This window comes from Caballeronia catudaia, from assembly GCF_001544755.2.
Lineage (GTDB): Bacteria > Pseudomonadota > Gammaproteobacteria > Burkholderiales > Burkholderiaceae > Caballeronia > Caballeronia catudaia.
Genome location: NZ_FCOF02000013.1, coordinates 121,101 through 133,883, shown reverse-complemented (window position 1 = coordinate 133,883; position 12,783 = coordinate 121,101). Strand labels below are relative to the sequence as shown.

At 63.2% G+C, this 12,783-nt stretch carries 10 protein-coding genes; 7 read left to right on the top strand and 3 right to left on the bottom strand.

The annotated features are described in order from the left end of the window. The first annotated feature begins 95 nt into the window (after positions 1–95). From xsc to pdxR, 6 genes are all read left to right on the top strand, one after another. Positions 96–1,940: a sulfoacetaldehyde acetyltransferase gene (gene xsc, locus AWB75_RS16520; protein ID WP_061125166.1), complete on the top strand. Its 1,845-nt coding sequence runs from the start codon at positions 96–98 to the stop codon at positions 1,938–1,940. 63 nt (positions 1,941–2,003) lie between these two features. Continuing rightward, a complete protein-coding gene (gene pta / locus AWB75_RS16515; protein ID WP_061125165.1) occupies positions 2,004–3,017 on the top strand; it encodes a phosphate acetyltransferase in 1,014 nt (337 codons plus the stop codon). Between the two features lie 9 nt (positions 3,018–3,026). Continuing rightward, the gene (locus tag AWB75_RS16510; protein ID WP_235012129.1) at positions 3,027–3,857 is read left to right on the top strand and encodes an IclR family transcriptional regulator; all 831 of its coding nucleotides are present in this window, start codon (positions 3,027–3,029) and stop codon (positions 3,855–3,857) included. 195 nt (positions 3,858–4,052) lie between these two features. After that, entirely contained in the window at positions 4,053–5,711 is a 1,659-nt protein-coding gene (locus AWB75_RS16505; protein ID WP_061125164.1) for a GMC family oxidoreductase, read from the top strand. A 41-nt stretch (positions 5,712–5,752) separates the two neighbouring features. After that, positions 5,753–7,066 (top strand): MFS transporter, encoded by a 1,314-nt coding sequence (locus AWB75_RS16500; protein WP_061125163.1) that lies wholly within the window; start codon positions 5,753–5,755, stop codon positions 7,064–7,066. A gap of 62 nt (positions 7,067–7,128) precedes the next feature. Further along, positions 7,129–8,646, top strand: coding sequence for a MocR-like pyridoxine biosynthesis transcription factor PdxR (gene pdxR, locus AWB75_RS16495; protein ID WP_061125162.1), 1,518 nt, complete (start codon positions 7,129–7,131; stop codon positions 8,644–8,646). A gap of 10 nt (positions 8,647–8,656) precedes the next feature. Here pdxR and AWB75_RS16490 read toward each other — a convergent pair whose 3' ends face one another. Both AWB75_RS16490 and AWB75_RS16485 read right to left on the bottom strand, forming a co-directional pair. Further along, positions 8,657–9,190 (bottom strand): cytochrome b, encoded by a 534-nt coding sequence (locus AWB75_RS16490; RefSeq protein ID WP_061125161.1) that lies wholly within the window; start codon positions 9,188–9,190, stop codon positions 8,657–8,659. Further along, positions 9,187–10,248: a catalase family peroxidase gene (locus AWB75_RS16485; RefSeq protein ID WP_061125160.1), complete on the bottom strand. Its 1,062-nt coding sequence runs from the start codon at positions 10,246–10,248 to the stop codon at positions 9,187–9,189. Before AWB75_RS16485 ends, AWB75_RS16490 begins: the two co-directional genes overlap by 4 nt. Before the next feature lie 221 nt (positions 10,249–10,469). On the opposite strand from AWB75_RS16485, the gene AWB75_RS16480 reads away from it, so the two are divergent. Beyond that, the gene (locus tag AWB75_RS16480; protein WP_061125159.1) at positions 10,470–11,903 is read left to right on the top strand and encodes a purine-cytosine permease family protein; all 1,434 of its coding nucleotides are present in this window, start codon (positions 10,470–10,472) and stop codon (positions 11,901–11,903) included. A 73-nt stretch (positions 11,904–11,976) separates the two neighbouring features. Here the strand turns inward: AWB75_RS16480 and hutG are convergent, their stop codons facing one another. Beyond that, a complete protein-coding gene (hutG, locus tag AWB75_RS16475) occupies positions 11,977–12,774 on the bottom strand; it encodes an N-formylglutamate deformylase (RefSeq protein ID WP_061125158.1) in 798 nt (265 codons plus the stop codon). Positions 12,775–12,783: the final 9 nt, after the last annotated feature.

Genomic DNA, 12,783 nt, shown 5'->3' with positions numbered 1-12,783 from the left:
AACTGGTTGACGACGAAATCGACTCGCCCTACGATGTGTTCACGATACATATTCCGGAACTAAACGTTCCGTTTTATTTTACCCGGAGACACCTCATGAGCGAGCACGACCAAGCACGTCCTTCCCAGACCACCCTCGCCGCCACCGATGCCGCGCCCAGCGGTCCGCAGGCGATGACCCCGTCCGAAGCCTTCGTCGAAACGCTCGCCGCCAATGGCGTGACCGAGATGTTCGGCATCATGGGTTCGGCGTTCATGGACGCGATGGATATCTTCGCGCCCGCCGGCATCCGCCTGATTCCCGTCGTGCACGAACAGGGCGCGGGCCACATGGCCGATGGCTATTCGCGCGTGTCGGGCCGCCATGGCGTCGTGATCGGTCAGAATGGTCCGGGCATCAGCAATGCCGTGACGGCGATCGCGGCGGCGTACTGGGCGCATAGCCCGGTCGTGATCGTGACGCCCGAAGCGGGCACGATGGGCATCGGTCTCGGCGGCTTCCAGGAAGCGAAGCAACTGCCGATGTTCCAGGAATTCACGAAGTATCAGGGCCACGTCACGCATCCGGCGCGCATGGCCGAATTCACCGCGCGCTGCTTCGATCGCGCGATGTCGGAAATGGGCCCGACGCAGCTCAACATTCCGCGCGACTACTTCTACGGCCAGGTCAAGGTCGAGATTCCGAAGCCGCAGCGTCTCGATCGCGGCCCCGGCGGCGATCAAAGTCTCAACGAAGCGGCCGATCTGCTCGCGCAGGCGAAATTCCCCGTCATCATCTCGGGCGGCGGCGTGGTCATGTCCGACGCGATCGAGGAATGCAAGGCGCTCGCGGAACGTCTCGGCGCGCCGGTCGTGAACAGCTATCTGCACAACGACTCGTTCCCGGCGAATCATCCGCTGTGGTGCGGTCCGCTCGGCTATCAGGGTTCGAAGGCCGCGATGAAGCTGCTGAACCAGGCCGATGTGGTGATCGCGCTCGGCTCGCGTCTCGGACCGTTCGGCACGCTGCCGCAGCACGGCCTCGACTACTGGCCGAAGGAAGCGAAGGTCATCCAGATCGATGCGGATCACAAGATGCTCGGCCTCGTGAAGAAGATTTCCGTCGGCATTTGCGGCGATGCGAAGGCGACCGCCATCGCGCTCACGCAACGTCTCGCCGATCGCAAGCTCGACTGCGACGCGACGAAAGATGCCCGTGCGAAGACCATCGCCGATGAAAAGGCCGCGTGGGAAAAGGAGCTCGACGACTGGACGCACGAGCGCGACCCGTACAGCCTCGACATGATCGAAGAGCAGAAGAACGAAAAGCCCTTCAGCGGCGGTCAATATCTGCATCCGCGTCAGGTGTTGCGCGAACTCGAGAAGGCCATGCCGGAAGACGTGATGGTCTCGACCGATATCGGCAACATCAACTCGGTCGCGAACAGCTATCTGCGCTTCAACAAGCCGCGCAGCTTCTTCGCGGCGATGAGCTGGGGCAATTGCGGCTATGCGTTCCCGACGATCATCGGCGCGAAGGTCGCGGCACCGCATCGTCCTGCCGTGTCGTATGCGGGCGATGGCGCGTGGGGCATGAGCCTGATGGAAACCATGACATGCGTGCGCCATAACATTCCGGTGACGGCGGTCGTGTTCCATAACCGTCAGTGGGGCGCGGAGAAGAAGAATCAGGTGGACTTCTATAACCGCCGCTTCGTCGCGGGCGAGCTCGACAACCAGAGCTTCGCCGAGATTGCGAGAGCGATGGGCGCGGAAGGCATCGTCGTCGACAAGCTGGAGGACGTGGGCCCGGCGCTCAAGAAGGCCATCGATCTGCAGATGAATCATGGCAAGACGACGATCATCGAGATCATGTGCACGCGCGAGCTCGGCGACCCGTTCCGCCGTGATGCGCTTGCGAAGCCGGTCCGCATGCTCGACAAGTACAAGGACTACGTCTAAGTCCTTTGCCACGCCGCCCCGCGGCCTGGGGCGGCGTTTTCTTCTTATCTGAATGAGCCCGCCATGAAAGCCATGCATCGCATCATCGATCAGGCTCGCGACCTGCCGATGCGTATCGTCCTCTCCGAAGCCGAAGACACGCGCGTGCTTCAGGCAGCGGAACGCGCGCATAAGGATGGCATCGCGCGCGTCGTGCTCGTGGGCGCAAAAGCGCGCGCGTATCAAGTCGCGGATGGCGCGGGCATCGATCTGGAAGGCATCGAGATGATCGATCCTTCGCAATCGCCGCTTCGCGCACGCTTCGCAGAAGAGCTCTTCGCGCTGCGCGAGAAAAAGGGCATGACGGCTGAAGCGGCGCGCGAAGCCGTGCTCGATCCGCTGTGCTTCGCGAACCTGATGGTGCGCACGGGCGAGGCGGACGGTTCCGTGTCCGGCGCGGTCAACACGACCGCGGACGTCGTGCGCAACGCGATACAGATCATCGGCGTGCGTCCGTCGTTCAAGCTCGTTTCCAGCTTCTTTTTGATGATGCTGTGCGAGCCTTTTCATACGATGAAAGGCGGCCTGATCTTTTCCGATTGCGCGCTCGTCGTCGAGCCGAATGCGGAGCAACTTGCCGAGATTGCAATGGCGGCCGCCGACAGCGCACGCAACCTGCTGATGGAAGATCCGCGCGTCGCGATGCTGTCGTTCTCGACGAGCGGCAGCGCGCATCATGCGGCCGTCGATAAAGTGATCGACGCGACGCGGCGCGTGAAGGAAGCGCGTCCCGGCCTCGCGATCGACGGCGACGTGCAGCTCGATGCCGCGATCGTCGCGGAAATCGCGATGCGCAAGGTGCAGCACTCGCAGATCGAAGGGCACGCGAACACGCTGATTTTTCCGAGCCTCGAAGCGGGCAACATCGGCTACAAGCTCGCGGAGCGCATCGGCGGGGCGAAGGCCATCGGGCCGCTTTTGCAGGGGCTCGCGAAGCCCGCCAACGATCTGTCGCGCGGCTGCAGCGCCGACGATATCTATTACGTGATCGCCGTGACCTGCGTGCAGGCGCAGGCCGCGCGGCATCCGGCCGTGTGAGCGCGAATCATGGATACGCGACTCGAAACCGAAGCGTTCGTCGAACCCGAATCGACGGATAGAGATGCGCTAGTTGAAAGCGGCTCGAACGCGCGCGCGGAAACCCCCACGCTGCGAACATTCAGCGTGCTCGAACATCTCGTCGCCGCGAAGGGCGCGCTGTCGCTCGCGGAACTCGCAAACATCATCGGGCAGCCGAAAGCGTCGCTGCACCGGATGCTGCAATCGCTCGAAGCGGGCGGCTTCGTCGCGCGCGAGCCGGGCCAGAAGAACGCTTACGTGATCGGTCCGCGCCTCGAACGGCTCGGCGTCGACGTGATGATGCACAGCGGCGCGCGCCGTCAGCGGCACGCGATTCTGGAGCATCTCGTCGACGATCTCGGCGAAACCTGCAACCTGAGCATGCTGCACGACACGCAGGTGCTCTATCTCGACCGCTGCGAATCGCCGTGGGCGCTGCGGCTGGAACTCAAGCCGGGATCGCACGTGCCCGCGCATTGCAGCGCGAGCGGCAAGCTGCTTCTCGCGACGATGCCGCGCGACGAACGCTCTGCCTTGATACGCGCGATGCGGCTCGAACGCTTCACGGCGAATACGTTCGACGATCCGAATCTGCTCGAAGCGGAACTGGATCGCATCGTTCACAAGGGCATTGCCGTGGATAACGAGGAATTCGTGCTGGGCATTGCGTGCGTCGCGGTGCCGGTCATCGACTCGCGCGGCAAGTGGATCGCGGCCATCGCGGTGCATGGGCCGGTGTCGCGCATGGTGCTGTCGCGCGCGCTCACCTTTGTGCCGCGGCTGCAGGAAGCCGCTGCGGCGCTCGCGGCGACCTTCTGACGCGCCGCAGCATATTTAATTCGGATACCCGATCATCTAGCGGTTCTGAATCGATTCACGCAGTTTCCGTTTCACTTTCGCGGGCTTCCGCGTTTTTCTCTTGGCTTCCTGGCCGGCTTCTTCCACATTGAACGTACTGAACGTACGACGGGCGAAGCGATTCGTTCCAAAAGAAGATTCCAGGAGACAGGTGTCATGCAGCATGAAGTCGACTACGTCATCGTCGGTGCTGGCTCGGCGGGTTGCGTCCTCGCGAACCGGCTGAGCGCCGATCCGCGCAACACGGTGCTGCTGCTCGAAGCGGGCGGACGCGACACGAGCCCGTGGATTCATATTCCCGTCGGCTACTTCAAGACGATGCACGATCCCGAGCTCGACTGGTGCTATCGCACGGAGCCGGACGATGCGATGGCCGGACGCAGCATCGACTGGCCACGCGGAAAGGTGCTCGGCGGATGCAGCTCGCTCAACGGGCTGCTCTATGTTCGCGGCCAGCACGAAGACTACGATCGCTGGGCGGAACTCGGCAACGCGGGATGGAGCTTCAAGGACGTGTTGCCGTACTTCAGGAAGTCGGAAGATCAGGAGCATGGCGCAAGCGAATATCACGGCGCCGGCGGTCCTTTGAAAGTGTCCGATCTGCGCTTGCGCCGGCCGATCGCCGATCACTTCATCGCGGCCGCGCAAGAGACCGGCATTCCGTTCAACGACGACTACAACGGCGCAACGCAGGAAGGCGTCGGCTACTTTCAGCAGACCGCGTACAAGGGCTTGCGCTGGAGCACCGCCAAAGGCTTTCTCAAGCCCGTGCGCGATCGCCGCAATCTGATCGTGCGGACGCGTGCGCAAACACGCAGCGTGCTGTTCAACGGCAAGGAAGCCATCGGCATCGAATACGTGCACGAAGGCGTCGTGAAGACCGTGCGCGCGCGTGTCGAAGTGATTCTCGCGGCCGGTGCGATCGGGTCGCCGCAAATCCTGCAGAACTCGGGCGTCGGTCCTGCGAACGTGCTGAACGACGCGGGCGTGCGGATCAGGCATGAACTGCCCGGCGTCGGCCAGAATCTTCAGGATCATCTGCAAGTGCGGCTCGTCTTCAAGACGCGCGAACGCACGCTCAACGACGAAGTCAATCATCCGCTCAAGAAGGCGCTCGTCGGCCTGCAATACGCAATCTCGCGCACGGGGCCGCTCACGCTCGCGGCCAGTCAGGTCGCGATATTCACGCGCTCGTCGCCCGATGTCACGCGTCCCGACATCCAGTTTCACATGCAGCCGCTTTCCGCCGACAAGCCCGGCCAGGGCGCGCATCCTTTCTCGGCATTCACATCGTCGGTGTGTCAGTTGCGGCCTCATAGCCGCGGCAGCGTCGAGATTCGTTCGAACGATCCGCTGCAATATCCCGCGATTCACGCGAACTATCTTTCCGACGAGCGCGATCATCCTGTCGTGATCGGCGGCATCAAGGTGGCGCGACGCATCGCCGCGGCGCCGTCGCTTGCGAAACACATCGTCTCCGAGTTCATTCCCGGTTCGAACTATCAGACCGATGCCGAACTGCTCGACGTCGCGCGCAAATTCAGCCAGTCGATCTATCACCCCGCCGGCACGTGCAAGATGGGCGGCGATGCGCTCGCCGTCGTCGACGAACGGCTGAAGGTGCGCGGCATCGGACGCCTGCGCGTGGTCGATGCTTCGATCATGCCGGAGCTCGTATCGGGCAACACGAATGCGCCCGTCATCATGATCGCGGAGAAAGCCGCCGACATGATTCTCGAAGACCAGCGCTATCAGCGCGTCACGCGCGTGGAAGAAGCAGGCGAAGCCGTTATCGAAAAACACAACGCCCATTAGAGGCTCAATACGACCCAAGAAACATCACGGAGACAAACCCAATGAACGCACTGCCCCGAACCGATGGCAAGCAGATGAGACGCGTCGTCGTTGCAAGTCTGATCGGCGCGACGATCGAGTGGTACGACTTCTTTCTATACGGCGTGGTCGCCGGCATCGTCTTCAACAAACTGTATTTCCCGAGCGGCGATCCGCTCATCTCGACGATGCTCGCCTATGGCACGTTCGCCGTCGGCTTTCTCAGCCGGCCGTTGGGCGGCGTGATCTTCGGCCACTTCGGCGATCGTCTCGGCAGAAAGAGCATGCTCGTGATGACGCTCACCATCATGGGCGTCGCAACGGTGTTGATCGGCATGGTGCCGACGCATGCGCAGATCGGCATCTGGGCGCCGTCGCTCCTGCTGTTCCTGCGCGTGCTGCAAGGCATCGGTCTCGGCGGCGAATGGGGCGGCGCGGTGCTGATGGCGTTCGAATATGCGCCCGAGAACAAGCGCGGCTTTTACGCGAGCATTCCGCAGATCGGCCTTGCGCTCGGGCTGTGTCTTTCGTCGGGCGTGGTCGCGGGCTTGTCGCTCACGCTGACCGATGCGCAGTTCCTCGCGTGGGGCTGGCGTCTCGCGTTCTTCCTGTCCTTCGCGCTGGTCGTCATCGGCATGTATATCCGGCTGAACGTGATGGAGACGCCGGAATTCGCGCGCATCCGGAAGTCGGGCAGCGAAGCGCGCATGCCGATCATCGATGTGCTCACGAAGTATCCCGGCAATGTCGTCGCGGGCATGGGCGCGCGGTTCATCGACGGCGTGTTCTTCAACGTGTTCGGCGTGTTCTCGATTTCGTATCTCACGGGCACGCTGCATCTGCAACGCACCGATGCGCTGATCGGCGTGATGCTCGCCGCCTTCGTGATGATCTTCACGATTCCCTTTTTCGGGCGGCTGTCGGATCGCATCGGACGCGCGCGCATCTACTTCTGGGGCTCGCTCGCGACGGGACTCTCGGCGTTCCTCGGCTTCTGGCTCATGAAGAACAGCGGCGGCAACACGATGCTCGCGTGGCTCGCCGTGGTGATTCCGCTGGGCGTCGTGTATGCGTCGATCTATGGGCCGGAAGCTGCCCTCTTCTCCGAGCTCTTCGATGCGAAAGTGCGTTACTCGGGCATCTCCTTCGTGTATCAGTTCTCGGGCATTTTCGCGAGCGGCATCAGCCCGATCATCGCCACATGGCTGTTGCAGCGCAATGGCGGCGATCCGTGGATGATCGCGGGATATTGCCTTGCGGCGGGCGTCATCAGCGCGCTGTCGGCGGCGTGGGTCGGATTGCGGCAGCGTCGAGAGCTGGCGTTTTCCGTGAGTTGATAACCTACGTGGGTTGATAACCTAATATGCAAAGATCACGATAACTTTTGCAGGAGACATGCATGCCCACCCGCCCAACCGCCACGCTCTGGGCGCGGCTTTTCGAGCGCTCGCGGGTCTCGGGGATGAGCTTGCAGAACCAGATCCGGCAGATGATCGTCAATGCGATCCTGAGCGGTCATATCGCGCCCGACTCCGCGCTGCCATCGAGCCGCGAGCTCGCGGACCAGCTCAACGTGTCGCGCAATACGGTCGTGCTCGCGTATCAGCAGCTCGTCGAGGAAGGCTATCTCGTGTCGCGCGAGCGCAGCGGCCATTTCGTGAATCCCGCGACGGACGAATTGCAGCGCGGCTTCACCGCGACGGGCGTAGCCGATGCGCCCGCCGTGCCGACGCAGCAAGGCCATCCCGACTGGAGCGCGCGCATCCGGCATGCGCCTTCGCATCAGCGCAATATCGTCAAGCCGTCGAACTGGCAGAGCTACGAATATCCCTTCATTTACGGGCAATTCGATACCGGGCTCTTCCCCACTAACGACTGGCGCGAGAGCTGCATGCACGGTCTTTCGGTGATGGAAATCCGCAACTGGGCGCCCGATCTGATCGAGCGCGACGACGAAACGCTCGTCGAGCAGATTCGCACGCGCGTGCTGCCGCGCCGTGGCGTGTTCGCGATGCCCGACGAGATCGTCGTCACGAACGGCTGTCAGCAGGCGCTTTATCTGATCGGCGATCTGCTGTGCGGACAGCACACGAAAGTCGGCATGGAGAACCCCGGTTATCCCGATGCGCGCAACATCTTTCAGCATCACAGCGCGGAGATCGTGCCGATTCACGTCGATGATGAAGGCGCGGTCATCGACGATGAAAGCCTGCTCGCGCCGTGCGATTACGTGTATGTCACGCCGAGCCATCAATGCCCGACGACGGTGACGATGCCGATCGAGCGGCGGCGCAGGCTGCTCGATCTGTCCGTGAAGCATGACTTCATCGTCGTCGAGGACGATTACGAGAGCGAGAACTCGTTTTCGGGCACGCCGCATCCGGCATTGAAGAGTCTCGATACGGCGGAGCGCGTCGTGTATATCGGCTCGTTGTCGAAGACGCTCGCGCCCGGATTGCGGCTTGGTTATATCGTCGCGCCGCGCACGCTGATCCGCGAATTGCGCGCGCTGCGCCGTCTGATGATTCGCCATCCGGCCGCATACATTCAGCGTGCGTTCGCGACGTTTCTCGCGCTCGGCCATCACGACACGCTGTTGCGCAAGCTCGGGCGCGTCTACAAGGAGCGCGCCGAAGTGCTGACGGATGCGCTCGCTACGCATTTGCCGGAGTTGCGCGCATCGAAGGTGACGGGCGGCGCGTCGTGCTGGGTCGAAGGTCCGCCGTGGCTCGATGCGACGCGCCTCGCCAAAGACGCGCAGGCGCTCGGCGTGCTGATCGAACCGGGCAACGTCTTCTTTGCCGATCCCGCCGATGGTCAGCGATGCTTTCGCATGGGCTTCTCGGCGATACGCGCGGAGCTGATCGAGCCGGGCGTGCGGGCGCTTGCTCAGGTCGTGCAGCAGCGCCGGCCGTGACCACGCCGAGTCACTTCCACGGCGCCATCGCGTGAAAGACACCATCGCGGCGCACGAGCGCATGAAACAGCGCCGCCGCCAGATGCACGACGATCAACGCGAAGAAACACAGCGCGAGGAAGCGATGCGCGTTCCACAGCAGCGTGTGCAGCGAATTGCTATGCGGCAATAGCGAAGGCACGCGCACGCCGAACACGACGACCGGATAATCCGCCGCCGACAACATGCCATAGCCGAGCAGCGGCAACGCGATCATCAGCGCATAGAACGCGTAGTGCGAGAGGATCGCGGCGAGCTTCATCGGCTCGGGCATGTCGGCGGGCAGCGGTGGCGCGCCGCGCGTGATGCGCACCGCGAGACGAATCAGCGCGAGCACGAGAATCGCGACGCCGAGCGGCTTGTGTATCGATACGAGCGTCAGATAGTCGGGGCGCACCGTCGATACCATGCCGACGCCGATGAACAGCATCGCGAGAATGCAGATCGCCATGATCCAGTGCAGGGCGCGTTGCAGCGGCGAGAACCGCTCGTGGATCGCGTTCATTGCGTGGCTCCTTGCGCGGGCGTGTGCGGATAGTCCTTGTCTTCGGCGGTGCGCCGATTGAACGATACCGAGTAGGCGGCCGAGCGCGCGGCGGGGAACGGATCGTCGGATACGCGCATGCCCGATGGCAGCACGGTCGGATCGAAGTTGAGATCGCGGCACGGTCCGTCGGGCTCGGGCTCGATCGCCTTCACGACGAGCGTGCCCACCTCCACGGTATGCCGGTCTTCCGGCCACGCCTTGCTCGGGTCGGCGGTGGGATCGCCGGGATTCGCGACCGTCACGACCATCGCCCAGCGTTGCGGCGCGCTCTTCACGCGTTCGGTGATGTCGGCATCGAGAAAATTATCGCCCTTCTTCTCCAGCTCATCCGGCGATACGGTCTCGGGCTTCGCTGCCGGGACGAACGACCAGCGCACCGTCTGGTCCTGTCCTTCCGCGTTGGTGAAGACGAAGCTGTTGAGGCTGTTGTAGCGCTGCTCCGCGTAGGAGGGCGTCCACGGCGCGCTGCCCGCCCATGCACCGAACGCGCCGATCTCCGGATGCGCGGCCGCGAATTTCTGCATCGACTCGGGGTCGTTCTTGTTCGCGAGCGCGCGTTGCAGGTCGAAGAAGGCTTGCGGCGTGGCGACGGGGAAGAACGGCGCATCGATCATCGCGGAGCGCCACTCGCTGTTGTCGGGCATGACGATGCGCAGGCTGAGGCCGCGCACACGCGCCATCGCGTCCGATGCCTTCGGGTCGGGCGTGGCGAGATTGAAGCGTCCGGTGACGGCATACGTGCCCGGCGCGAACATCTTGGCTTTGGAGAGCGCCGCGCCGGAGCCGTTGGATTCGAAATCGCCGCTGAAGCAGATGCCTTTTGCGTGATTGCGCCTGAAGCCCGGCACCGCGCCGCCGGGCGGCGCGAGGCTGCCGACGATCTTCGCCGGCGTAAGACGGTTCGGCGATAGCCAGCCCGCCGTGTAGGCGAACGCCGCGACCAGCGCGACGACGATGGCCGCGATGAGGATCAGCGCGGGAAATGGCGAACGTGAAGATGCGTTTTTGTCAGTCATCGTAGTCTCTCGATCAACGATTCTGGTGCACGGTAATCTAGCAGCGTGAGGGGCATCGTGCCAGCAATGGGCCAAACGTGCAGATACCCCGTCATTGCGATGCATTGGGCCTCGTGGCACGGCCCGTCCACACGGGTTACTCCCTATTCAACCACGGTTGTCTATACAACATGATGCGATGACACCCATCCATCGAAACCTGACAATCGGAGCCACTTTTCATGGCGAACCCCGAACTCGTCGCGAAGCGGGCCAACGACGGCCGCGAAGTCTTCGAAACCCGCACGATCGACTACATTCCCGAGGCCGAACGCCACGGCAGCCTGTATAGTCAATTCACGCTTTGGCTGTCCGCGAACCTTCAGGTGACGGCGATCATCACCGGGGCGCTCGCGGTCGTGCTCGGTGGCGATGTCTTCTGGTCGCTGATCGCGCTGTTGCTCGGGCAACTCATCGGCGGGACCGTCATGGCGCTGCACGGCGCGCAAGGCCCGCAACTCGGCCTGCCGCAGATGATTTCGAGCCGCGTGCAGTTCGGCGTCTACGGCGCGGCCATTCCGATCGTGCTCGTGTGCGTGATGTATGTCGGCTTTTCCGCGAGCGGCACGCTGCTCGCAGGACAGGCGGCGGCGCAGTTGCTGAACGTCCCGGAAACGCTGGGAATCTGCGCGTTCGCCGTGCTGATCGTGCTCTTGACGCTGCTCGGCTATCGCGCCATTCACTTCGTCGGGCGCATTGCCAGCGTCATCGGCGTGGCGGCGTTCGTCTTCATGTTTGCGCGGCTTTTCGCGCAGCATGACATCGGCGCGTTGCTGAACAACCGCCACTTCTCGATCGCGAGCTTCCTGCTGTCGATGTCGCTCTCGGCGTCGTGGCAGATCGCATTCGGACCGTACGTCGCGGACTATTCGCGCTATCTGCCGCGCTCGACATCGTCCATGCGCACGTTTCTGGCGGTCGGCCTGGGCTCGGTGATCGGCGCGCAGGCCGCGATGGTCTTCGGCGTCTTCGCCGCCGCGCTCGCCGGCAATGCGTTCGCTCATCACGAGGTCGCGTATATCGTCGGACTGGGCGCGAGCGGCGGCATTGCCGCGCTGCTCTACTTCAGCATCGCGTTCGGCAAGCTGACCGTGACGACGCTCAACGCCTACGGCAGCTTCATGTCGATGGCGACGATCGTCAGCGCATTCCGGGCGAAACGGGCCATTTCGACTCGGCATCGGCTGGTGTACGTCATCGGCATGGTGGGCATTTCCACGCTCGTCGCGCTCGCGGGACGTCATGCGTTCCTGAAGGAGTTCACCGCGTTCATCCTGTTTCTGCTCGCGTTCTTCACGCCGTGGAGCGCGATCAATCTGGTGGACTACTACTGCTTCACGCGATCGCGCTACGACGTGCCCGCCCTTTCGGACCCGGACGGACGCTACGGCCGCTGGAACGGCAAGGCCATTCTGATGTACACGCTCGGCGTGCTCGTGCAGATGCCGTTCATCTCGACGCACTTCTACACCGGTCCTTTCGTCGATGCGCTCGGCGGCACGGATATCTCGTGGATCATCGGGCTCGTCGTGCCGGGGCTCGTCTACTACGCGGTGATGCGTCGCGCGCCGCGGACTTATCCCGCACGGCTGGTTCTGCCGAACGCGCAAGAGTGACCGCGGGCTGATCGCAAAGAAAAACGGCTCCGCATCTTTCGATGCGGAGCCGTTTCTTCACCGAGATCCGAATTCAGCCGATCGCCTTCACCGCATCGAGCGCGCCGCTCAGCATATCGCGCAGCACCGCTTCCACCTTGACCGCGCGCTCATCGACGAAATCGAACGGCGCCGATTCATTCATATACGCGGACTGGCACATTTCGAGCTGGACCGCGTGCACGCCGTCCTTCGGCGCGCCGAAATGCCGCGTGATATAGCCACCCTTGAAGCGCCCGTTCGCCACCCACGTCAAACCGCTCGCCTGCGCGGCGCTTTCCACGCGCGCCTGAATCGACGCATCGGCGGTGCGGCCGTCCTGCGTGCCGATGTTCAGATCCGGCAGCTTGTCCTCGAAAAGACGCGGCAGTACGCTCGCGATCGAATGCGCTTCCCACAGCAGCACATTCGCGTGCGCGCCGCGCAGACGCTTCAACTCCGCGTCGAGTGTCTGGTGATACGGCTGCCAGAAGCGCTCGACGCGTTGCCGGCGTTCGGCCGCATCGGGCGCGCATCCATCGCGATAAAGCGGCTCGCCGCGAAACGTTTCGGCCGGGCACAGCGACGTCGTCGTCTGGCCTGGATACAGGCTTTCGTCGTTCGGCGGACGGTTCAGATCGATGACATAGCGCGAGACGCGCGCGCCGATCACCGTCGCGCCCCACTGCTTCGCGAACGCATAGAGGCGATCGAGATGCCAGTCCGTATCGGCCACGGTCAGCGCGACGTCCGTGTACCGGTCGCGCATCGCATCCGGAATGTGTGTTCCGAGATGCGGGATCGAGATGACGAGCGGCGCATCGCCGCGTTCCAGCGTGAGGATATCGTTCATGTGTGGGAT

What these genes read in the sequence shown, in the direction of transcription:
- xsc (WP_061125166.1), top strand. Translation starts at nt 96, where the DNA reads ATGAGCGAGCACGACCAAGCACGTCCTTCCCAGACCACCCTCGCCGCC.
- pta (WP_061125165.1), top strand. Translation starts at nt 2,004, where the DNA reads ATGAAAGCCATGCATCGCATCATCGATCAGGCTCGCGACCTGCCGATG.
- AWB75_RS16510 (WP_235012129.1), top strand. Translation starts at nt 3,027, where the DNA reads ATGGATACGCGACTCGAAACCGAAGCGTTCGTCGAACCCGAATCGACG.
- AWB75_RS16505 (WP_061125164.1), top strand. Translation starts at nt 4,053, where the DNA reads ATGCAGCATGAAGTCGACTACGTCATCGTCGGTGCTGGCTCGGCGGGT.
- AWB75_RS16500 (WP_061125163.1), top strand. Translation starts at nt 5,753, where the DNA reads ATGAACGCACTGCCCCGAACCGATGGCAAGCAGATGAGACGCGTCGTC.
- pdxR (WP_061125162.1), top strand. Translation starts at nt 7,129, where the DNA reads ATGCCCACCCGCCCAACCGCCACGCTCTGGGCGCGGCTTTTCGAGCGC.
- AWB75_RS16490 (WP_061125161.1), bottom strand. Translation starts at nt 9,190, where the DNA reads ATGAACGCGATCCACGAGCGGTTCTCGCCGCTGCAACGCGCCCTGCAC.
- AWB75_RS16485 (WP_061125160.1), bottom strand. Translation starts at nt 10,248, where the DNA reads ATGACTGACAAAAACGCATCTTCACGTTCGCCATTTCCCGCGCTGATC.
- AWB75_RS16480 (WP_061125159.1), top strand. Translation starts at nt 10,470, where the DNA reads ATGGCGAACCCCGAACTCGTCGCGAAGCGGGCCAACGACGGCCGCGAA.
- hutG (WP_061125158.1), bottom strand. Translation starts at nt 12,774, where the DNA reads ATGAACGATATCCTCACGCTGGAACGCGGCGATGCGCCGCTCGTCATC.